This window comes from Pantoea sp. DY-17 (assembly GCF_019795975.1).
In the GTDB taxonomy this organism is placed as follows: Bacteria; Pseudomonadota; Gammaproteobacteria; order Enterobacterales; family Enterobacteriaceae; genus Pantoea; species Pantoea leporis.
On record NZ_JAIMIG010000001.1, the window covers coordinates 73,640 to 92,613 of the forward strand.

The following is an 18,974-nucleotide window of genomic DNA, read 5'->3' on the forward strand; positions in this document are numbered from 1 at the left end:
TATATCAGAAAGGTCGCCAGGCATGGCGACCTTGTCATCATTACACCGCAGCCGTTTTAAACACACTCATCGACTGCGCCAGACGATCCGCCTGTTCCTGCAACGCCTGCGACGCCGCTGAGGCTTCCTGCACCAACGCGGCATTCTGCTGCGTCACCGCCTCCATCTGCGTAATCGCTGAGTTGATCTCGCTAATCCCGCTGCTTTGCTCGCTGCTGGCAATGGTGATTTCGCTCATAATATCCGCCACGCTCTTCACGCTGTTGACCACTTCACCAATCGTTGAACCGGCGTGCGTCACCAGACGGCTACCTTCATCCACCTGCGCGACCGAATCCTCAATCAACACCTTGATCTCTTTCGCGGCAGATGCCGAACGTGCCGCCAGATTACGTACTTCGGTGGCTACCACGGCGAAACCACGGCCTTGCTCACCGGCGCGTGCGGCTTCGACCGCGGCGTTAAGGGAAAGTATGTTGGTCTGGAAGGCGATGGAGTCGATCACACTGATAATATCGACGATCTTCTTCGAAGAGAGCGTAATGGCTTCCATCTTCTCGATCACCTGTTCCATCACCACGCCGCCTTGCTTCGCCACGTTGGAGGTGTTGGCCACCAACTGATTGGCTTCCCGCGCGTTTTCGGCGTTGTGCTTAACGGTGGCGGTCATCTGTTCCATCGCCGATGCGGTCTCTTCCAGCGAGCTGGCCTGCTGTTCGGTGCGTGATGAGAGATCGATGTTACCGCTGGAGATTTGATTCGAGGCGACAGCGATGGTATCGGAACCGGCGCGCACATCGGAAACGATAGTGAGCAGATTGTCGTTCATCGCCTGCAGCGCCTGCATCAGCACGGCGGTTTCATCTTTACCGCTGATTTCAATGTGCGAACTGAGATCGCCTGCCGCGACTTTCCCGGCGATTTCCACCGCTTCATTCAGCGGACGCACAATTGAACGCGTCAGCATAAAGCCTAATACGATGGAGGCTGCAATGGCGAGAGCGGAGAAGATTAGCGTCATCTCAATAGCGGATGAGCCGTTATCAATAATCTTCGCGCCTTCTTGCTGTAACTGCTGCGATTGCGAATCGGCAAACGCCACCGCGCTCGCCAGGAAAGCGTTTTGCGTATCGGTAATGGATTTCAGTACATAGGTGCTGGCGGCGTCTGCATCGCCAGCGCGTACCAGCTCAATCAGCTGATGTTTCTCGGCCTCGAATTTGTCACTGGCCGCCAGCAGCCCGGCGATTTTCTTTTTACCCACGTCGGTAACCTGTATCGCTTTGATTTTGTTCATCGCGTTGTTGGTATGCTCAGTGGCTTCGGCGAGTTGCTGATAACGTTTAACGTTATTTTCCGGACGCGTGGTATCAATCACGATGCCACGCAGATATTTAATTTGATCGTTAACACCGTCACGGACGTCAAAACCAAGACGCACTTTCACGTAACGGTCTTCCACAATCGACGTAATACCGGTTTTGATGTTGTTAATTTTGGTAATCGACGTGATGCCGACAATGACTAACAGTGCCACCACTAAACCAAAGGCGATGCCCAAACGGACGCCGACCTTCATATTCTTTAAGCTCAACATTGGTTCTCCCCGTAATGCCAAAAATTGATGTTTTCAAGACGGAAAAGCAGGCAAGGCGCCCGCATCAGGTTGATGTTTTCTAAGGTAAAAATGGTTACGCAGCGTGACAAATCTGGTATGGCAGCACCAGCGCAAGCGCTATCTGTTATCGGTTGTTAATGTTTTAACTTTAATTTTTTAGAGATGCGTCACGGTTTGGTTAATGACGTTAACCTTGATTTTTGACTGGATGGGAAAGTTAGGCGGGAGGATCCTGGTTGAAGGGTCGCCAGGAATGGCGTAATGCCGATCAGTTAAGCACCTTATCAAATCACCGCACATTCCGTAGCGGCGCGATTTATCGCGCAATGAATTGCGCCGCTACAAGGTGTGCTCTGGTAATTAAGGGTTTTCAGGTCTTAACTGACAAGCATTACGCTATGAACGGTGGCATTACGATCATTAACGCGGCTTTTTCAGCACGCCGTGGATTACATTCGACAGCTCGTTGATTTCGAACTTCGCCACGTAACCATCGGCACCGACTTTGCGCACGTGATCTTCGTTGGCGCTGCCGGAGAGTGAAGAGTGGATCACCACCGGAATCTGGCGCAGGTTGTTATCGCGTTTGATGTTGCGCGTTAAGGTAAAGCCATCCATCTCCGGCATTTCGAGATCGGTCAGCACCAGCGCGATCTTGTCGTGGATCGACTCACCGTTTGCAGCCGCTTCTTTCTGCATTTCGTTAATTTTGATCCAGGCTTCCAGACCGGTGTTGTGCATAATCGCCGGGATGCCCATGCTTTTCAGGCCTTGCTCCAGCAGCTGACGCGCCACTTTGGAATCTTCCGCCACAATCGCCACTTGGCCAGGCTTCAGATTGAAGTCTTTGGCGGTCTCTGCGCTTGGCTCAACGCCGCGCACTGAAGGAATGATGTCATACAGAATCTGCTCAACGTCCAGCACCATCGCCAGATTATTGCTTTGGCCGTCGGTATCCAGACAGGCGATGCTGGTGATGTTGCGGCTACCGATGCCCGCTTCCGCCGTGTGTACCTGGCTCCAGTCGAGACGCACAATGTTCTCCACCGATTCCACGGCAAACGCCTGAGTGCTGCGCGCATATTCGGTCACCAGCAGCAGGTTAAGGCCGGTTTCTGGTTTGCAGCCGGTGACGGCGGGCAGATCGATAACCGGAATAAACTGGCCGCGAATACTCGCCATGCCAAGCAGCGGCGATTGCATGCCAGCGGCGCGAGTGATGGTGGGCATCGGCACGATTTCACGCAGTTTAAACACGTTGATGCCGTACAGCTCAGATTTGCCTTTCAGCTGATCGGAACCCAGTCGGAACAACAGCAGTTCGAATTTATTGGAAAGCGCAAGGTTGGCGCGTTCATCGATCTCTTTCTGAAAATTATCCATCATGGCCTCGGAGCAGATCTGGGCTGAGTAAAGGGCAGGGCAATATCGCCATGATTAACTTATCGGCAGAAGAGAAAAAAAATGAAGGGGGAGATAACGGAAATTTTAGCGTGAGAGCGATCGCCCTCACGCGGGTACCCTTTACTTCAGCAGAATGGCGCGCACGCTTTTGCCTTTGATCTTGCCCTCTTTCAGCTTGATCAGCGCTTTCTTCGCCTGAGCGGCGTCGATGGCAACATAGGCGTGGGTGGCGGTCATATCGATCTTGCCGATCTGGTCGCCGCTAAAACCGGCTTCACCGGTCAGCGCGCCGAGAATATCGCCCGGACGGATTTTGGCTTTACGGCCGCCATCAATACACAGCGTCATTTTGGTCGCCGGCAGCGATTTGGCGCTGGTGCCTTTCAGCGAGCTGGAGGAAACCCAATTGAGCTTCTGCTGCAGATACTCTTCCAGCGCATTGGCGCGCACCATTTCGTCGGGGGCAACAAAGCTTACCGCCAACCCTTTCTCACCGGCGCGACCGGTACGGCCGATGCGATGAATGTGCACTTCCGGATCCCACGCCAGCTGGAAATTCACCACCAGCGCCAGCGATTTAATATCCAGACCGCGTGCAGCGACGTCGGTGGCGATCAATACGCGGATGCTGCCGTTGGCGAAGCGAATCAGCACGCGCTCACGATCGCGCTGCTCCAGATCGCCATGCAGCGCTAACGCACTGATATCACGCTCGTTCAGCGCGGCAGCAACGTCGTCACACTCGCGCTTGGTGTTACAGAACACCACGCAGGAGGCCGGTTGTTGCTGGCTGAGCAGCGCGCCGAGCAGGCTGTGGCGCTCTTTGGCGCTGGCTTCAATAAACTGCTGCTCGATGGTCGGTAACTCGGTTTTATCTTCGGTGGCGACCGCCAGCGCATCGCGCTGAAAACGCTGGCTGAGACTGGCGATGGTATCCGGCCAGGTGGCAGAAAACAGCAGCGTCTGGCGCGTTTCCGGCGTAAAGCCGATGATCGCTTCCATATCGTCGCGGAAGCCCATCTCCAGCATGCGATCGGCTTCATCCAGCACCAGCGTTTGCAGCTGGCTGAGATCAAGGTTGTCGCGCTTCAGGTGATCGAGCAAACGGCCCGGCGTGCCAACCACGATATGCGGCGCATGCACTAAGGAATCACGTTGCGCGCTCATCGGCTGGCCGCCGCACAGCGTCAGAATTTTTATGTTGCGGGTAAAACGCGCCAGCTGACGCAGCACGTTGCTGACCTGATCGGCCAGTTCACGCGTCGGGTACAGAATCAGCGCCTGAGTGTGGAACTGGCTGTTATCGATGCGGTTCAGCAAACCCACGCCAAAGGCGGCGGTTTTGCCACTGCCGGTTTTCGCCTGCGCACGCACGTCGCGCCCTTCCAGAATCGCGGGCAGGGAAGCGGCCTGAATCGGCGTCATGGCGTCGAAACCCATCTCGCGCAGGTTATCGAGTTGGCTGGCGGGCAGTTGCGTCAGGGTAGAAAAAGCAGTCACGGGAAAGTCTCTAATTGCGGGTAGGATGGCGGCGGTCAGTCTGGCAGAAAGGGGCGTGATCGGCAATGGCAAAAGCGCTTCTGCTGCCTGCCTGAAAACCGTTAGTGTTATAACAGGCTTGTCTCGTTTTTATACGCATACTGTTGCGAAGTTCTAATGCTTTTGTGGTTGATTTTATTCTGCAATGAAGGCGCTAAACCTCGACATATGCAACGAAAAAGGAGAATTAGCGTTATTAAACAAGCATTATCAGGGTTTGTTAATGCTTACTTATAAGTATTGTGCTAATGAATGGCTTCGCTTAGGTAAAATTCTGATTAAAACGAATAGCCGATTTGCTTTATATTTACCCCGCCGTTTGGCTAATCAGTAAATACCCATAATATTTCAGAGGTCATTTCATTGAGTCATTATGTCCAGGGACAAAACGAAGACATTCTGAAAATCGTCGGCCGCGCCGTGTTAACGCTGCATCTGCATGGAGAAACCTTATCTTCGGATAAAGTCAGCTCTATGATTGCCTGTTACGCGGAAGAAGAGCCTGTCAGCGACGATGAAAACCAGCGGCTGTATGCGCTGGCGATTCAGATGCTTTCGTAAAATCCAGCACTCACCGGGTGTGCGCATGCTGCCTGTTTATGTCGTACGTAAAGCCTCCTTGCGGAGGCTTTTTTGTTGGGTGCCTTCAGCCACGCGCCGCTACGGGAATGTGCGATTTTTGGGCTTACGCACTGAACACTGGCAATCCGCGGTGGAAGGTGGCGCGGACCGGGGAGATGCGGGCAACGGCTTCGGCGGAACAGCTGGCCTCGACCAGCATCATGCTGGCTTCATCGTCGACCTTCGGCCACTGACGTTCGCCCTGATTCGACAGCGGCAAAATCCCACCGGTGGCGATATGCAGCGCGCGGCTCAAACCGAACTCATCGGAACCGCGATACAGCTGCGCGTACAAATTGGCTTTCTCCAGCATGCTGCCGGTGCCAAACGGTGACCAGTGATCGATCACGCTGTCCGTGCCGGTCATCACCGTGATGCCCGCCGCCTGCAACTGCGGCAGCGGCATGGTCAGCTTGCCAATCGGAATGGTCGACGCCACGCTCATCTGCTGCTCGGCCATGCCCGTAATCATCTGATCCAGCGCTTTGCCTTCCAGCGTGCCGAGCGCAAAACCGTGACTCAGCGTCACTTTGCCCTTCAGCTGCGGGTTTTTCGCGATGGTGTCGATCATGTACTGAATGGCCGCCACGCCGGATGGCGAGGTTTCGTGCAGATGGATATCCACGCCGCGCTGGAAATCGAGGGCGATCTGGAACATCGCATCCAGCGACGCCTGCATCGCACCATCCACGTTGGTCGGATCGAGCCCGCCGACAAACTGCACGCCCATCTGCATCGCTTCGCGCATCAAGCCATCAACCTTCGAATGCAGCAAACCGTGCTGCGGGAAGGCAACGATTTCACACGGGAATTCCGCATGATTCGCCAGCGCCAGCTTGAGATGCTCAAGGCTTTTCAGGCCGCTAACCGGATCGATATTGCAGTGGCTGCGCGCTTCGGTGGTGCCTTTGCTGTGCAGCAAACCAATGATCGCTTCGGCACGCGCCTGCGACGTCGGCAGCAGTTGCGGGATCAGCACCTGTTCGCGCGCAATCATATCCATGATGGTTTTGCCCTGACGCGGACGCGGCGCTTCCCACGGACCACCGTAAAAGGTTTTGTCGAGATGGATATGCATATCACGGGTGCGCGGCAGCAGCAGGGCGCCGTTGGCATCCCACTGAGGCAGATTGGTGTTGCGCGCTTTGCCTGCGGCATCAATCGCCGCGAAAGTGCCGTCTTTGATGGTGATGTCGTACAGCGCGGTGCGCGTGGCGATCACCTCTTTACCGTCGCGCTCAAAGCCCTCTTCGAGGCGGACATTGAGCAGCTGGTAATGCGCAACGCGCGGTGGCGGCGTGTGCGGCTGTGTGCTGTTAGCGAGCAGCGGTGAAGCGGGTGCAGCGTAGCTGATGCCGGCGGCCAGCAGGCTTCCGGCGGCGGTCAGACTGAGAAATTCACGACGGCTGGGAGAGGTCAGTTGCATCAGAGGTTCCATCAAACGAGAAACGCTTAATCTGGCAAAACTCAACGCAGCGCGCTGCGATATTTGCCACTGGTTAGCAGTGGAAAAATCACTGCCACTGCAGCTGACAAAAGGTCACCAGCGCGGCGGCCAGCGCCTGCTGCAGTTCGTCCTGCGGCGCACGGCAAAATAGCGCCAGTTCAAAATGGTTGATGGTGGGTAAACCATCGGCTTCCCCTAATACGCGATGCTCAGGCAAGCGGCAGCTGGCGGGCAGCAGCGTTAAGCCCAATCCGGCGGCGCTGGCGCTGGCGAGCGCCACCAAACTGGCGCTGCTGTAGCTGATGCGCCAGCTGCGGCCGAGGCTATCCAGCGTCTGCGCCATCTCCTCGCGATATAAACCGAGCTGCGGGAACACCACCAGCGGCACCGGCGTTTGCTCAAAGCAGGGATGTGCGGCGCTGTCCAGCCACAGCAGCGGCTCGGGGCGCGCAGCCAGCGGACGTTCACCGCCCGGCTGTTTGATCAGCATGATATCCAGCTCCTCACGCTGCCAGGCGCGATGCAAATCGACATACATGCCGCTCATCACATCAAGGCGCAGTTGCGGATGTTCGCGACTGAACTCCGCCAGCAAACCGGCGGTCGGCGCGGCGAAATCTTCCGGCACGCCAAGGCGCAGCACGCCGTCGCGCCATTTATCGCTCAGCACGTCGTGCGCTTCGCCGTTTAGCGCGATGATGCGGCGCGCATAGCCCAGCAGCTTCTCGCCCTCTTCGGTGAGCGCCACCTGATGCGATGTGCGCTGTAGCAGCGGTTTACCGATCATCTCTTCCAGCCGACGCACCTGCTGGCTCACGGTGGATTGCGACAGATGCACGCGATCGGCGGCGCGGGTGAAGCTGGCGGTTTCGCACACCGCGACAAAACTCAGCAGTTGCTGCGGGGTGAACATCGGCTGACGATTCATTTTTCCACTGGTCGTTATGGTGTTATTTCATTTCCAAATAGTAACGACTGCTGCGATGCTGACAACCTCTTTACAGCTGGATTGTGTATGAATCGACATTTCAACGGATTAACGCTCGCCGCTTTGGTATTGGCTGGGCTGAATATGCGACCTTTACTCACTTCTCTTAGTCCGTTACTCGGCCAGCTTCGGCAGACGATGGGACTCTCTTCACTGGCGGCTTCGCTGCTGCCTGCGGTACCGATGGTGATGATGGGCGCGGTCGCGCTACTGAGTGCTTCGCTGATGCAGCGCCTGCCGCTGCAACGCTTGCTGCTAGCCGGATTGACGCTGCTGCTGCTGGCGCTGGCGGCGCGTGGCGTGATCCACGACGGCAGTTGGCTGGTGGTCAGCGCGCTGTTTGGCGGCCTTGGCGTGGGCGTGGTGCAGATGGCGATGCCGGGCCTGATTCGTCAGCGCTTTGCACAGCGCAGCGCGCCGGTCACCGGATTGTGGGCCGGTGCGCTGATGGGCGGCGGCGGTTTGGGGGCGGCGTTATCGCCGTGGCTCAGCGATCATTTGGGCGAGCCGCTGGCGCTGAGCGGCTGGGCGCTGCCGGTGCTGCTGGCGATTGGATTGTGGTTATATGTGCGGGTGCCAACCGCCGCCAGTACGGAAAACGTTGCGCTGCCGTCGCTGTGGCGCACGCCGCGCGCCTGGACGCTGGCAATCAGTTTTGGCCTGGTGAACGGTGGTTACGCTACCTGTGTTGCGTGGCTACCGGATGCCTATCATCATCTTGGCTGGTCGGCGCAGGCCGGCGGATCGCTGCTCGGCGCAATGATTCTCTGTCAGGTTGCGGGCGCGCTATTGATGCCGCTGCTGGCGCGTAAGGCGGATCGGCGTCCGCAGCTGATTATCAGCCTGGTTTGTCAGCTGATCGGCATGAGCGGCTTTCTGTTTGCTCCGCTGTTCGCGCCGTGGCTGTGGGCGGCGATTGCCGGATTTGGACTGGGCGCGGCGTTCCCGCTGGCGATGGTGCTGGCGCTTGATCACCTGCCGCATCCGCAGGCCGGTGCACGGCTGGTGGCGTTTATGCAGGGCGCGGGCTTTATCATCGCCGGCTGCATGCCGTTTATCGCCGGTCAGCTGCAGGCATTAACCCACAGTTTTTCCAGCGTCTGGCTGATGCAGGCGGCGGTGACGGTCGGGCTGATTTTGCTGAACCTGCGCTTTCATCCGCGCAGTTATGGTCGGGCCTTTGGCCGGACTGCGGCGTAATTGGTCCTACCAAAAGATTCAAATGTGGCCGCGTCGTCACATAACCTGAAAAATCCCGCCTGTTTCGTTGCATCGAAATAACAAAGCATTAACCATTCTCCTCCATCAAGCCCGCCCTGCTGCATTTTGGTCCTACCAATGCAGCATGGCGATGGAGCCTTTCTCAGGATAATGCGATGACCGAAAATACGCTGCGGGCGCGGCTCTGCGCCTGGATTACCGAGCATCAGCTGGAGCCGGGCATGCGGCTGCCGTCCGAACGCGCGCTGGCGGCCGAGTTCGGTTCGTCGCGATCGTCACTGCGCGAGGCGATCCAGCAACTGATCAGCAGCGGCGTGTTGATCAGTAAACGCGGTGGCGGCACCTGGCTGCGTCAGCCGCAGCAGCCGTGGTCGGAACAGCGTATCGTAGAGCCGATTCGCCAGCTGCTGGCTGAAGATCCCGATTATCGCTACGACATCCTTGAAGCGCGTCACGCAATAGAGGCCAGCACCGCGTGGCATGCGGCGTTGCGCGCCACCGAAGCCGATAAAGAGCGGCTGGCTTACGCCTTTGATGCGCTGCTGAAGATTAAGCAGAGCGACGATGCCGATCTCGCGGCGCAGGCCGATCTGCGTTTTCATCTCGCCATCGCCGAAGCCTCGCACAACGTAGTGCTGCTGCAGACCATGCGCGGCTTTTTCGATCTGCTGCAATCCTCGGTGCTGCACAGCCGTCAGCGCATGTATACCCATCCGGTGATTTTTAATCGTCTTAACGAACAGCATCAGGCGATGTTTGATGCGGTGATGGCCGGTGACGCGGAAACGGCGCGCCAGGCGGCGATGGATCATCTCGGCTTTGTTCACACCACTATGAAAACCCTGCATGAAGATGAGGCGCGCCAGGCGCGCATTACGCGTCTGCCGGGCCACCAACCTCAGCACAAGGAAAATAACGGATGATCATTTCTGCTGCCAGTGACTATCGCGCCGCGGCGCAACGCATCTTGCCACCGTTCTTGTTTCACTATCTGGATGGCGGCGCTTACGCCGAGCACACGCTGAAGCGCAATGTCGCCGATCTCTCCGACGTGGCGCTGCGCCAGCGCGTGCTGAAAAACATGTCGGCGTTGAGCCTCGAAACGAAGCTGTTCAACGAAACCCTGTCGATGCCGGTGGCGCTGGCGCCGGTCGGCTTGTGTGGCATGTATGCGCGACGCGGTGAAGTGCAGGCGGCGCGCGCGGCGGCGCTGAAAGGCATTCCGTTTACGCTCTCAACCGTGTCGGTTTGCCCCATTGAAGAAGTGGCGCCGGCCATAAATCGTCCGATGTGGTTCCAGCTCTATGTGCTGCGCGATCGCGGCTTTATGCGCAACGCGCTGGAGCGCGCCAAAGCCGCCGGCTGTACCACGCTGGTGTTCACTGTCGATATGCCGACGCCTGGCGCACGTTACCGTGATGCGCACTCCGGCATGAGCGGCCCCAATGCGCCGCTGCGTCGTTACTGGCAGGCGGCAACCCATCCGCAATGGGCGTGGGATGTCGGTTTACATGGCCGTCCGCACGACCTCGGCAACATCTCCACTTATCTTGGTAAACCGACCGGGCTGGAAGATTACATCGGCTGGCTGGCGAACAATTTCGATCCGTCGATTTCCTGGAAAGATCTGGAGTGGATTCGTGAATTCTGGGATGGCCCGATGGTGATTAAAGGCATTCTCGACGCGGAAGATGCGCGCGATGCGGTGCGATTTGGTGCCGATGGCATTGTGGTGTCGAATCACGGCGGGCGTCAGCTGGACGGCGTGCTGTCGTCGGCGCGCGCGTTGCCGGCAATTGCCGATGCGGTGAAAGGCGATATTACTCTTCTCGCCGACAGCGGGATTCGCAGCGGGTTAGATGTGGTGCGGATGATCGCCCTCGGTGCCGACTGCGTGCTGCTGGGACGCGCGTTTGTCTATGCGCTGGCAACGCACGGTCAGCGCGGCGTTGAAAATCTGCTCAACCTGATTGAGAAAGAGATGAAAGTGGCGATGACGCTGACCGGCGCGAAATCGATCAAAGAGATTACGCAGGCTTCGCTGGTGCAGGCTAACGCGCTGTTGAGCGAGGCGGGCTTGAGTCCGGCGCGTCCACGCGCGGTGAGCTAATCCAGCAGAATGAGTCATGTTGTCTATACTCAATAGCTGTCGAACACAACAGGAGGAATGACATGACCATACATAAGAAAGGATCGGCCCATTGGGAAGGCGACATTAAAGGCAAAGGTACGGTAAGTACTGAAAGCGGCGTGTTGAGCAATCAACCGTACGGTTTCAATACCCGTTTTGAAGGCCAGAAGGGCACTAACCCGGAAGAGCTGATTGGTGCTGCGCACGCCGCTTGCTTCTCAATGGCATTGTCATTGATGTTGGGCAATGAAGGGCATCCGCCAACAAGCATTGATACCACCGCGGATGTGTCGCTGGATAAAAAGGGCGACGGTTTTGCCATCACCAAAATCGCGCTGACCAGCGCCATCGTCTTACCGGGCATTGATGACGCGAAGTTTGATGAGATTATCCAGAAAGCCAAAGCGGGCTGCCCGGTTTCTCAGGTACTGAATGCTGAAATCACGCTCGACTACACGCTGAATAAATAATCGCCCAAATGGGTGACCAGCGTTAGAATCAACGGTGCGCCTTAGGGCGCATCGTTGCTTTCTGTCGTCTGGAGGATGCGTGGCAAAAAAACTGGCTGCAACCAAACACTGGAAAATGATCGTGGTGCTGTTGTGCATCTGCGGGGCGCTGATGCTGATTCGCTGGGCAGCGATGATATGGGGATGAAAGAGTGGATCAGCAGCCACAAGCTTGGCGTGTTGGTGATGGTGATTTTGGTGCTGGAGTTACTGCACTACCTGCTCACGGCGTCATGGTTCCCATGGCAGATTGGCTAATCAATCAGGCGAACTCACCGTCTGTCTGGCGTACGTTACGCGCACTGCTGCGCGCAATGCGATACGCCTTGCGTGGATCGCCCGCCACGAACTCAAACGTGGGCGAGAAATAGAATGGCAGCCAGCCGCCGAAGCCGCTTTCCCATTCCCAACGTACGGGGCAGGGCCAGAGAATGCCATCATACAAAATGTAATAAACCCAGCGTCCGTTTGGACGACGGGGGCGAGATGTTTTCATTGGATTCACAACGATGATAGTGAAAAGCAGCTTATATTTTGAACGCTACAACCCATTCTTGCAATGCCGTTTGGCTACTATTTGCGCAACTTTAATCAAGCTGGCACCGAATTAACGGTGCACTTCGCCACAAAGTAAGACCACATTTGGCCGCACTTTATGGATGCGATCGGCCATCTGCTCACAGGCCACTTTGGTCGGATAGATACGCTCCGAAACCGGTAAGGCATCACAGGCATCATGCCCACATGCGCTCACTAATAAAACAAAACCAATCAGCATAATCAGACTCCTTTAACACCTTCTCGCTGGTACGGAATGTGTGGCTGGTCGTTCCCTTTTTTGATCCAGTATAGCTAAACGCGTTGAGAGTCAATTATCACCCTGAGCGGCTTTCTTGTCCGGCTCGCACGATTATACGCATCGCAGTGCGCAACCGTAGCTCAATCTGGGCTAAACTATGCGGCCCTGATAAAAACGATGAGTGAGTTAACATGTCGAACGAAATTGCCCAACCAGCCAGCAGCCCAAAACAAGCCGCCTTGCAACTGGTGATTGAACTGGTGCGCGCGGGAAAACTGAGCCCGCTGCACGGTGATGCTTCCAACATGATTTCTATCTACGAACAGTTCAAAACCCATTTCGAAGCGGAAAAAGAGTAATTTTTGTGCCAGCGGTCGCCATGAATGGCGGCCCTAGGCGATCTCATCCGTGTGGGTGCGGTCGTACTCTTCCTGCGCGCGTTCCAGTGATGGACCGTGCTCCAGCGCCCAGTCATACAACGCGACAAACGGTTGTTGCAGCGTCTGTGCCAGCGGCGTCAGGCTGTATTCCACACCGATCGGCGCGGTGTTCAGCACTTCGCGATTCACCAGCCCATTACGCTCCAGCCGCTTTAACGCATCCGCCAACGCTTTGTGAGTGATGCCATCCAGCCGACGACGAATCTCGTTAAAACGCGACGGCTTAGTACAAAGCACGGTGAGAATTAAAATCGACCATTTATTGGTGATGTGCTCCAGCACCGGCCGGGTTTTTCCTACATCTCTCAAGCTGTTACCGTCGATCTCTGCCATGGCGATATACTCCGCGATATCTGGTATAAACAAAGTGCGTAATTGTTATTAAGTATAAAATATATACCATCAGCTTTCTACCCAAACAGGAGAGAGCAGATGAGCAGACTGGATAACAAAGTGGCAGTGGTACTGGGCGGCGCAAAAGGAATTGGTCTGGCAATCAGCCAGCGTTTTGCCAGTGAGGGCGCTACCACCTGGTTTACCTCGCGCCGTGACGAGGAGTTACAGACCGCCAGCAGCAGCATCAGCGGCAACGCGCATCCGCTGCGTGCCGATGTGAGCCAGCAGAGTGAATTGACGCGCATTATTGAAACGATCACGCGTGAATCCGGCCAGCTGGATGTGTTGGTGATCAACGCTGGGATGGCGGAGTACGCCACCATCGATGAGATTAGCGCTGAGCATTTTGATCACATCTTCGGCCTCAATGTGCGCTCGCCGGTGTTTGCTCTGCAGGCCGCGTTGCCGCTGCTGAAGCCCGGCGCCAGCGTGGTATTGATTGGTTCGATTGCCGATGTGATTGGCACCGAAGGATACGGCGTTTACAGCGCCAGTAAAGCCGCGCTGCGATCCTTTGCCCGTACCTGGACGCGCGAGCTCTCTGCGCGCGGTATCCGCATTAACGTGGTGGCGCCCGGCCCGATCGATACCGATATGATGCGGGCGGCTTCTGAAGAGGTGCGCAACGGCATCACCAGCACTATTCCGCTCAGCAGAATGGGCAAGCCCGAAGAGGTGGCCAACGTCGCGCTGTTCCTCGCCAGTGACGAGAGCAGTTACATCGCGGGCGCAGAAATCTGTGTGGATGGCGGTTTGACACAGGTGTAAGCATCATACATAGCCATCTCAGGATGGCTGTTTTGCTTTGGTCAGGCGAAATACCAGGCGGGCAGGATAGCGATTAAATTGTTTAGCGTGTGCAGGAAAATCGGCAGCGCCAGGCTGTTGCTGCGCAAACGCGCGTAGCACAGCAGCATAGAAAACAGCGTTAAAGCAACCAGCGTTTCCCAGTGCACATATTGGGTATGCATCGCGGCGAACAGCAGGGAGGTGAGCAGCATGCAGGCAAAACGGCTTCTCGGCGCCCACAGCAGAAAACCTTGCAGTAAAAATCCCCGGAACAGCACTTCTTCAAACACCGGCGCCAGCAGCACGGCGGTGAGCAGCAGAATCAACATCGAGCTGCGTCCCTGCTGCGATTGCGCAATCAGCCAGCCTTCGGGTTGCAGAAATTGTGTCTGCGCCACCATCAAAGCAAACAGCAATCCAATAAACAGCAGCGCCTGCATCGGCCGCACAAAGCCCAGCGGAATGTCGCTGCGACGCTGACAGTAAAAACGGTACAGCGGATAGATCACCGCAAACTCCACCAGGCATAGCACCGGCATCAGCAAGCCGTTGGTACGCAGCATCCCGTAATTGGGAAACAGCGTAACCAGCATGGTCACAAGGTAATAGACCACAAAGCTACCCACGTAGAACAGCGTTAACGTAACTTTGTCGGATTGGGTGTCCATAGGCGACTCAGCGAGCAGAGGAGAGCGCATAGTAGCAACGCCGATCATCCCTGTCGAGGTGGCGTGCTGCACATTTGCGCTGCTCAAATATTCCACCAACAAGACTAAATCTGCGGCGCTCGGGGCCGATAACCGATCAAACCCTTACAGGGTGGAGATGTGCGCAGTCTGCGTTGTCATCCGCCTTTTTTTGCTGCCTGTATTCTACGAGCAATGCGCATGAATTCTGAGTTTCACCGGCACACGGCACTGGCCGCCAGGACCAATATGGAAGCACACACGGTAAGGCTGACGCGGCGCAGTCTGCGCACCTTATCCTCGCTGCTGTTTGGCGTGCTACTTCTCTCTGTGGTGATGGTGTTAGTTATCGCCCATCGACAAAACATCGACTCAATCCAGCAGGATGCCAATCTGATGCGTCAGGCGTGGCAGCAACAGCAGCAACAGATGCTCGTCGATGCGCGCGATTATGCTAACTGGGGCGAAGGCTGGAAGAACCTGCATCTGACGGTCAATAAGGTTTGGGCGTGGGACGAAGAGAACTTTGGTCCGGGGCTTTACAAGGAGTATCACTACGACGGCGTGTTCGTGGTAGATGGCAATGGGAAAACCCGCTATGCGGTGATTAACGGTGAATTATCAGATGCTTCGATTGAGAGCTTGTTAGGCGCACAAAGCAACGTACTGCTAAGCGCGGCGCGCTCACTGCATGACGCCGTTGCAGGCAATGCGCTGGTGGAGAGTAACCCGGCGATCGTCGTGGCCGCACCGATTACGCCGGGCAAAGGACAGGATTTGCCGACGATGCCCGGCCCCGCTTCGGTCATGGTGTTCGTTAACATTTTCACGCCACAAAAACTTCAAACGCTGGGCACATCCCTGAATGTGATTGAACCGCGCATCGCCAGCGATCTAAACGATGCGCTGTTTGAGCCACGGCTGGTGGAGCCGGTGCTGCAGGGCGAACCCCTGGTGCTGCGCTGGCAGCCGAAAAATCCCGGCTTCGGCGTGATGTGGCTGATGATGCCGCTGCTGCTGTTCACCGCGCTGGCGGTGGCGATGGTGACGCGTCGCGTGCTACGGCATGCACTGCACAACGCGGTGATCTCCGATCGTCGCTTTGAAATGCTGGCGATCAGTCAGCGTGAGTTGGCCAACAGCGAAGAGCGTTTTCGCGATCTGGCGGAAGCCGCGTCGGACTGGATTTGGGAAGTCGACGCACAGGGCCGCCTCTGTTATCTCTCGTCGCGCTTTGCTGCGGTGACCGGCCATGAAGTGAAAAGCTGGATTGGACGTCCGCTCGATCAACTGCTGAGCCATCCCAGCCATTCGCTGGTCTCCTGGCTGATGCGTCAAGGCGAAGAGGTGAAACATGTGCCGCTGCGCTGCCAGTTTATGTCGGCCAACGGCGAGCGCCGCATTGGGCAGTTAATGGCGAAAGCCATTCGGCGTAACGGCTTGCGCTCGGGTTTTCGCGGCACGGTGTCGGATATCACTCATGAAGTGGACGCCGAAGCGCGCATTCAGTTTCTGTCACGTCATGACATGCTGACCGGCCTCGCGAACCGCATGCAGCTGCAGGAGTATTTAACCGCGTATCTGGAGTGCGTCAGCGCGGATGATCCGCTGTTTGTCATCAGTTTCGATCTCGATCAGTTCAAACCGATCAACGATACGTGGGGCCACGCGGTCGGTGATGACGTTCTGAATGAGATCTCGACACGGCTGAAAAGCTTGCTGGCGCCCAATGAACTGGCGGCCCGGCTCGGCGGCGATGCCTTTATTTTGCTGCTGCGCGAAAGCACGCGGGCGGGTGTGGAATATCGCTGTCGTGCGCTGCAGCGCATGGTGCATCAACCGATCATCAGCGGATCGCATCAAATTAGCCTCACCGCCAGCATGGGCATCGTATCAGCACCGCAGGATGCGGCTCAGCCGGAAGCGCTGTTACGCCTGGCCGATATTGCGCTGGCTCAGGCGCGCAGTGCCGGACGCGATCAGTGGGTTTGGTACTCCACCGATATGGCGAACCATCTGCAGTCAAAACGCGACATGGTGCAGGCGATTGAGGGCGCGCTGCACAATCACGCCTTCACGCTGCATTACCAGCCGCGCTATCAGCTGCAAAGCGGGCAGCTGGCTGGTGCGGAAGCGCTGATTCGCTGGCAGATAGCCGACGACCAATGGATCACACCCGATCGCTTTATTCCATTAGCGGAAGAGAACGGCCTGATCGCTGCGATCAGCGATTGGGTGCTGATGCGCGCATGCGCGGACGCCCGCGACTGGGGCGAACAGCGCTATGTTTCTGTGAATATTTCGCCGGTGGAGTTTCGTAATAACGATCTGGTGCAGCGCGTGGCGCATGCGCTGGAGGTGAGTGGATTACCGGCCACACGGCTGGAGCTGGAGATCACCGAAAACGTCACTTTTGAGAATCCGGATCGCGCATTGGAGATCATGCAAGGCCTGCGCGCGCTCGGCGTGCGGCTGACGGTGGATGATTTTGGTACTGGCTATGCGGCGTTGGGCTATCTGAAAACTTTCCCGTTCAACGGCTTGAAGATCGATCGTTCATGGATGAAGGAGTTCCCGGAATCGCAGCAGGCGCAATCGGTGGTGGCGGGGATTGTCGGCCTGGCGCGCGCGTTTGCGCTGACCATTACCGCTGAAGGGATTGAAACCGAAGCACAGCTAAAGGCGCTGAAAGCGCTGTCGTGTGAAGAAGGGCAGGGATATGTCCTTGGCCGACCCATGTCGCTGGCCGCCTTCAATGCGCGGTTACAGGAAGAGGAAACCGTGAATTGATTTTGCACACATTGTAGCGGCGCAATGCATTGCGTGAAAAATCGCGCCGCTACGAAATGTGTGCGGCTTTTTAACGCACTCTGATCGCAACAAACGTCATCAGAGCGGCGAAGCCAACAAAAATCACCAGTTCCATCATTGCCTCCTCGCTAAGAAAATTCTTAGTTAATTGTAGTGGCTGGCGGATTGATTTTTAGACAGTGCGTGCGATTAATCCTAACTTTTGAGAGGAAGATCGCCCTTTTGAGCTGATTAGTGCGACCAATCTGCTGTAAAAATTTCCGTTTCACGGTCACGCTTTGCTACTCTCAAAAACCGGTTGTCTATTTATCCAGGAGGAGAAACTTGTGACCCATTATGGAAAAGCGCTACTGGTAACGGCCTTTTTTGCCCTGACCGCGTGCCAGTCAGCCAGCAAACCTGACGCCAGCGCGGCTGCCAGCCACGATCCGGAAACCGATCAGTGCGGCGCATCGCAATACCAAAACTACGTTGGTCAGCCATTATCGACGCTCGACAACAAACGCTTCGCGGTGCCCGTGCGTGCTATTCCGTGGAATTCAGCGGTAACGATGGATTTCAATCTGCGTCGGATAAATTTCGCGGCGGATCAAAGCGGTAAAATTTCCCGGGTGTACTGCGGATAACAAAAAAACGACATTGCATTGTCATCGGGCTGTCACAGCGCCGGGCGAGGATAACTGCGCACTACGGAGATTTCCTCGTCACTCTCGAATATGCAATGTTCGTCTTATTTCTTCCCGCTGCGGCGGGAATTTTTTTATCTTTCGGCCTGCAAGGCTGATGGAGGAGTGATGATGAGAACGCGTGGAAAATTGCTGCTGTTAACGCTGTTGTTGAGTCCGCTGGCGCAGGCGTCGAGCGAAGCCACATGGCAGCAGAACGACAAAAATATGCAGCAAAGCTGTCTCAAGGCCAGCGGCCTGAAGACAGCGAAAGTGGTGGGTAAGCCGATTCAGTATGATGACAGCGTGGGCTTTGATGCGCTGCTGCTGGAAGGTCGCTATCCGCAAAAGCACATGAAAAATCAGGTCGGACGCGAACTCTGCCTGTACCAGCGTCAAAGCGGCAAGGCATTTGTCAGCGAAGCCGACCATCTGCGTGCGGTAAAATAGTGGCGTGGGCCGCTATTTCTGCGGCCCCGATTCCAGCAGTTTTGCCAGTAAGTTGCGATAGCTCTGCAGCTGCTGTTCATCCCCTTCAAATTCCAGCTTATCAATCACGCGCGCAATAATCGCTTTGCTGGTGGCAGGCTGTCCGTCATCCATCAGTTCGCGCATGATCGCCGCTAACATGTCGCTCTCATGCGGTGCATGCCAGGCTGGGCTATTGAAATAGTCGGTAATCGCCCGACTGGCGCTGTTTGGCTGGGTTCTCATAGCTGACCTCCGCAGAGACAACGATGCCCACCGCCGAATAATGGCAGCATGGGGAAATTGGGTTTAATCATGCGGACTGTCCAGAACAGACAGCGCGTCGCCAGTGATAACTGGTGGTTTTTTTAAACATAGATGCGGTGTGGAATATTGTCAGTAACGTGTAGACATATTTTTTCACGTTTGCCTGTCATTGCGA

At 56.3% G+C, this 18,974-nt stretch carries 21 protein-coding genes; 11 read left to right on the forward strand and 10 right to left on the reverse strand.

Annotated features, from left to right (window positions below):
* Nucleotides 1-40: 40 nt before the first annotated feature.
* The 3 genes from K5Y33_RS00380 to dbpA all read right to left on the reverse strand — a co-directional run bounded on the left by K5Y33_RS00380 (nucleotide 41) and on the right by dbpA (nucleotide 4,522).
* The gene (locus tag K5Y33_RS00380) at nucleotides 41-1,597 is read right to left on the reverse strand and encodes a methyl-accepting chemotaxis protein (protein ID WP_222233058.1); all 1,557 of its coding nucleotides are present in this window, start codon (nucleotides 1,595-1,597) and stop codon (nucleotides 41-43) included.
* A gap of 441 nt (nucleotides 1,598-2,038) precedes the next feature.
* Nucleotides 2,039-3,001 (reverse strand): chemotaxis protein, encoded by a 963-nt coding sequence (locus tag K5Y33_RS00385; protein ID WP_008105989.1) that lies wholly within the window; start codon nucleotides 2,999-3,001, stop codon nucleotides 2,039-2,041.
* 141 nt (nucleotides 3,002-3,142) lie between these two features.
* Complete coding sequence (gene dbpA / locus K5Y33_RS00390; RefSeq protein ID WP_222233059.1) at nucleotides 3,143-4,522, reverse strand: ATP-dependent RNA helicase DbpA; 1,380 nt, start codon at nucleotides 4,520-4,522, stop codon at nucleotides 3,143-3,145.
* A 402-nt stretch (nucleotides 4,523-4,924) separates the two neighbouring features.
* Between dbpA and K5Y33_RS00395 the strand changes: the two genes are divergently transcribed.
* Nucleotides 4,925-5,122: a hypothetical protein gene (locus tag K5Y33_RS00395; protein ID WP_039333073.1), complete on the forward strand. Its 198-nt coding sequence runs from the start codon at nucleotides 4,925-4,927 to the stop codon at nucleotides 5,120-5,122.
* A 124-nt stretch (nucleotides 5,123-5,246) separates the two neighbouring features.
* On the opposite strand, the gene K5Y33_RS00400 is transcribed toward K5Y33_RS00395, so the two are convergent.
* Together K5Y33_RS00400 and K5Y33_RS00405 are read right to left on the reverse strand one after the other, a co-directional pair.
* Entirely contained in the window at nucleotides 5,247-6,608 is a 1,362-nt protein-coding gene (locus K5Y33_RS00400) for an amidohydrolase family protein (protein WP_222233060.1), read from the reverse strand.
* An 88-nt stretch (nucleotides 6,609-6,696) separates the two neighbouring features.
* Entirely contained in the window at nucleotides 6,697-7,557 is an 861-nt protein-coding gene (locus K5Y33_RS00405; RefSeq protein ID WP_192236741.1) for a LysR family transcriptional regulator, read from the reverse strand.
* A gap of 87 nt (nucleotides 7,558-7,644) precedes the next feature.
* Between K5Y33_RS00405 and K5Y33_RS00410 the strand changes: the two genes are divergently transcribed.
* The 5 genes from K5Y33_RS00410 (at nucleotide 7,645) to yniD (ending at nucleotide 11,626) form a co-directional block, all read left to right on the forward strand.
* The gene (locus K5Y33_RS00410) at nucleotides 7,645-8,817 is read left to right on the forward strand and encodes a cyanate transporter (protein ID WP_222233061.1); all 1,173 of its coding nucleotides are present in this window, start codon (nucleotides 7,645-7,647) and stop codon (nucleotides 8,815-8,817) included.
* 176 nt (nucleotides 8,818-8,993) lie between these two features.
* Nucleotides 8,994-9,761 carry a transcriptional regulator LldR gene (gene lldR / locus K5Y33_RS00415; protein WP_101762492.1) on the forward strand — a complete coding sequence of 256 codons (768 nt, stop codon included), beginning with the start codon at nucleotides 8,994-8,996 and terminating at the stop codon, nucleotides 9,759-9,761.
* Nucleotides 9,758-10,948 carry an FMN-dependent L-lactate dehydrogenase LldD gene (gene lldD, locus K5Y33_RS00420; protein WP_222233062.1) on the forward strand — a complete coding sequence of 397 codons (1,191 nt, stop codon included), beginning with the start codon at nucleotides 9,758-9,760 and terminating at the stop codon, nucleotides 10,946-10,948. The genes lldR and lldD overlap by 4 nt, the downstream gene beginning before the upstream one ends.
* A 62-nt stretch (nucleotides 10,949-11,010) precedes the next feature.
* Nucleotides 11,011-11,439 carry an OsmC family protein gene (locus K5Y33_RS00425; RefSeq protein WP_101762490.1) on the forward strand — a complete coding sequence of 143 codons (429 nt, stop codon included), beginning with the start codon at nucleotides 11,011-11,013 and terminating at the stop codon, nucleotides 11,437-11,439.
* 79 nt (nucleotides 11,440-11,518) lie between these two features.
* Nucleotides 11,519-11,626, forward strand: coding sequence for a small membrane protein YniD (yniD, locus tag K5Y33_RS23615; protein WP_021507251.1), 108 nt, complete (start codon nucleotides 11,519-11,521; stop codon nucleotides 11,624-11,626).
* 114 nt (nucleotides 11,627-11,740) lie between these two features.
* Here yniD and K5Y33_RS00430 read toward each other — a convergent pair whose 3' ends face one another.
* Both K5Y33_RS00430 and K5Y33_RS00435 read right to left on the reverse strand, forming a co-directional pair.
* Nucleotides 11,741-11,974: a hypothetical protein gene (locus K5Y33_RS00430; protein ID WP_101762489.1), complete on the reverse strand. Its 234-nt coding sequence runs from the start codon at nucleotides 11,972-11,974 to the stop codon at nucleotides 11,741-11,743.
* A gap of 111 nt (nucleotides 11,975-12,085) precedes the next feature.
* Nucleotides 12,086-12,256, reverse strand: coding sequence for a hypothetical protein (locus K5Y33_RS00435; protein WP_007887091.1), 171 nt, complete (start codon nucleotides 12,254-12,256; stop codon nucleotides 12,086-12,088).
* A 212-nt stretch (nucleotides 12,257-12,468) separates the two neighbouring features.
* Here K5Y33_RS00435 and K5Y33_RS00440 point away from each other — a divergent pair, with 212 nt between their 5' ends.
* Nucleotides 12,469-12,636 (forward strand): hypothetical protein, encoded by a 168-nt coding sequence (locus K5Y33_RS00440; protein ID WP_168197444.1) that lies wholly within the window; start codon nucleotides 12,469-12,471, stop codon nucleotides 12,634-12,636.
* A 33-nt stretch (nucleotides 12,637-12,669) separates the two neighbouring features.
* Here the strand turns inward: K5Y33_RS00440 and K5Y33_RS00445 are convergent, their stop codons facing one another.
* A complete protein-coding gene (locus K5Y33_RS00445) occupies nucleotides 12,670-13,050 on the reverse strand; it encodes a helix-turn-helix domain-containing protein (RefSeq protein ID WP_192415363.1) in 381 nt (126 codons plus the stop codon).
* A gap of 99 nt (nucleotides 13,051-13,149) precedes the next feature.
* Between K5Y33_RS00445 and K5Y33_RS00450 the strand changes: the two genes are divergently transcribed.
* Nucleotides 13,150-13,881, forward strand: a complete 732-nt coding sequence (locus K5Y33_RS00450) for an SDR family NAD(P)-dependent oxidoreductase (protein WP_137385239.1) — start codon at nucleotides 13,150-13,152, stop codon at nucleotides 13,879-13,881.
* A gap of 41 nt (nucleotides 13,882-13,922) precedes the next feature.
* On the opposite strand, the gene K5Y33_RS00455 is transcribed toward K5Y33_RS00450, so the two are convergent.
* Nucleotides 13,923-14,570: a CPBP family intramembrane glutamic endopeptidase gene (locus tag K5Y33_RS00455; RefSeq protein ID WP_101762487.1), complete on the reverse strand. Its 648-nt coding sequence runs from the start codon at nucleotides 14,568-14,570 to the stop codon at nucleotides 13,923-13,925.
* 219 nt (nucleotides 14,571-14,789) lie between these two features.
* Between K5Y33_RS00455 and K5Y33_RS00460 the strand changes: the two genes are divergently transcribed.
* The 3 genes from K5Y33_RS00460 (at nucleotide 14,790) to K5Y33_RS00470 (ending at nucleotide 18,514) form a co-directional block, all read left to right on the forward strand.
* Complete coding sequence (locus K5Y33_RS00460) at nucleotides 14,790-17,378, forward strand: EAL domain-containing protein (RefSeq protein WP_222233063.1); 2,589 nt, start codon at nucleotides 14,790-14,792, stop codon at nucleotides 17,376-17,378.
* Nucleotides 17,379-17,725: 347 nt separating this feature from the next.
* On the forward strand, nucleotides 17,726-18,025 hold the full coding sequence (locus K5Y33_RS00465; protein ID WP_101762485.1) for an I78 family peptidase inhibitor: 300 nt from the start codon (nucleotides 17,726-17,728) through the stop codon (nucleotides 18,023-18,025).
* Nucleotides 18,026-18,196: 171 nt separating this feature from the next.
* Complete coding sequence (locus tag K5Y33_RS00470; RefSeq protein ID WP_222233832.1) at nucleotides 18,197-18,514, forward strand: hypothetical protein; 318 nt, start codon at nucleotides 18,197-18,199, stop codon at nucleotides 18,512-18,514.
* Nucleotides 18,515-18,526: 12 nt separating this feature from the next.
* On the opposite strand, the gene K5Y33_RS00475 is transcribed toward K5Y33_RS00470, so the two are convergent.
* Nucleotides 18,527-18,778 (reverse strand): biofilm development regulator YmgB/AriR family protein, encoded by a 252-nt coding sequence (locus K5Y33_RS00475; RefSeq protein WP_101762483.1) that lies wholly within the window; start codon nucleotides 18,776-18,778, stop codon nucleotides 18,527-18,529.
* Nucleotides 18,779-18,974 lie beyond the last annotated feature (196 nt).

What these genes read in the sequence shown, in the direction of transcription:
- K5Y33_RS00440 (WP_168197444.1), top strand. Translation starts at nt 12,469, where the DNA reads ATGTCGAACGAAATTGCCCAACCAGCCAGCAGCCCAAAACAAGCCGCC.
- K5Y33_RS00410 (WP_222233061.1), top strand. Translation starts at nt 7,645, where the DNA reads ATGAATCGACATTTCAACGGATTAACGCTCGCCGCTTTGGTATTGGCT.
- K5Y33_RS00470 (WP_222233832.1), top strand. Translation starts at nt 18,197, where the DNA reads ATGAGAACGCGTGGAAAATTGCTGCTGTTAACGCTGTTGTTGAGTCCG.
- K5Y33_RS00405 (WP_192236741.1), bottom strand. Translation starts at nt 7,557, where the DNA reads ATGAATCGTCAGCCGATGTTCACCCCGCAGCAACTGCTGAGTTTTGTC.
- K5Y33_RS00400 (WP_222233060.1), bottom strand. Translation starts at nt 6,608, where the DNA reads ATGCAACTGACCTCTCCCAGCCGTCGTGAATTTCTCAGTCTGACCGCC.
- lldD (WP_222233062.1), top strand. Translation starts at nt 9,758, where the DNA reads ATGATCATTTCTGCTGCCAGTGACTATCGCGCCGCGGCGCAACGCATC.
- K5Y33_RS00445 (WP_192415363.1), bottom strand. Translation starts at nt 13,050, where the DNA reads ATGGCAGAGATCGACGGTAACAGCTTGAGAGATGTAGGAAAAACCCGG.
- K5Y33_RS00455 (WP_101762487.1), bottom strand. Translation starts at nt 14,570, where the DNA reads ATGGACACCCAATCCGACAAAGTTACGTTAACGCTGTTCTACGTGGGT.
- K5Y33_RS00385 (WP_008105989.1), bottom strand. Translation starts at nt 3,001, where the DNA reads ATGGATAATTTTCAGAAAGAGATCGATGAACGCGCCAACCTTGCGCTT.
- K5Y33_RS00430 (WP_101762489.1), bottom strand. Translation starts at nt 11,974, where the DNA reads ATGAAAACATCTCGCCCCCGTCGTCCAAACGGACGCTGGGTTTATTAC.
- K5Y33_RS00425 (WP_101762490.1), top strand. Translation starts at nt 11,011, where the DNA reads ATGACCATACATAAGAAAGGATCGGCCCATTGGGAAGGCGACATTAAA.
- K5Y33_RS00380 (WP_222233058.1), bottom strand. Translation starts at nt 1,597, where the DNA reads ATGTTGAGCTTAAAGAATATGAAGGTCGGCGTCCGTTTGGGCATCGCC.
- lldR (WP_101762492.1), top strand. Translation starts at nt 8,994, where the DNA reads ATGACCGAAAATACGCTGCGGGCGCGGCTCTGCGCCTGGATTACCGAG.
- K5Y33_RS00475 (WP_101762483.1), bottom strand. Translation starts at nt 18,778, where the DNA reads ATGAGAACCCAGCCAAACAGCGCCAGTCGGGCGATTACCGACTATTTC.
- K5Y33_RS00435 (WP_007887091.1), bottom strand. Translation starts at nt 12,256, where the DNA reads ATGCTGATTGGTTTTGTTTTATTAGTGAGCGCATGTGGGCATGATGCC.
- K5Y33_RS00460 (WP_222233063.1), top strand. Translation starts at nt 14,790, where the DNA reads ATGAATTCTGAGTTTCACCGGCACACGGCACTGGCCGCCAGGACCAAT.
- K5Y33_RS00450 (WP_137385239.1), top strand. Translation starts at nt 13,150, where the DNA reads ATGAGCAGACTGGATAACAAAGTGGCAGTGGTACTGGGCGGCGCAAAA.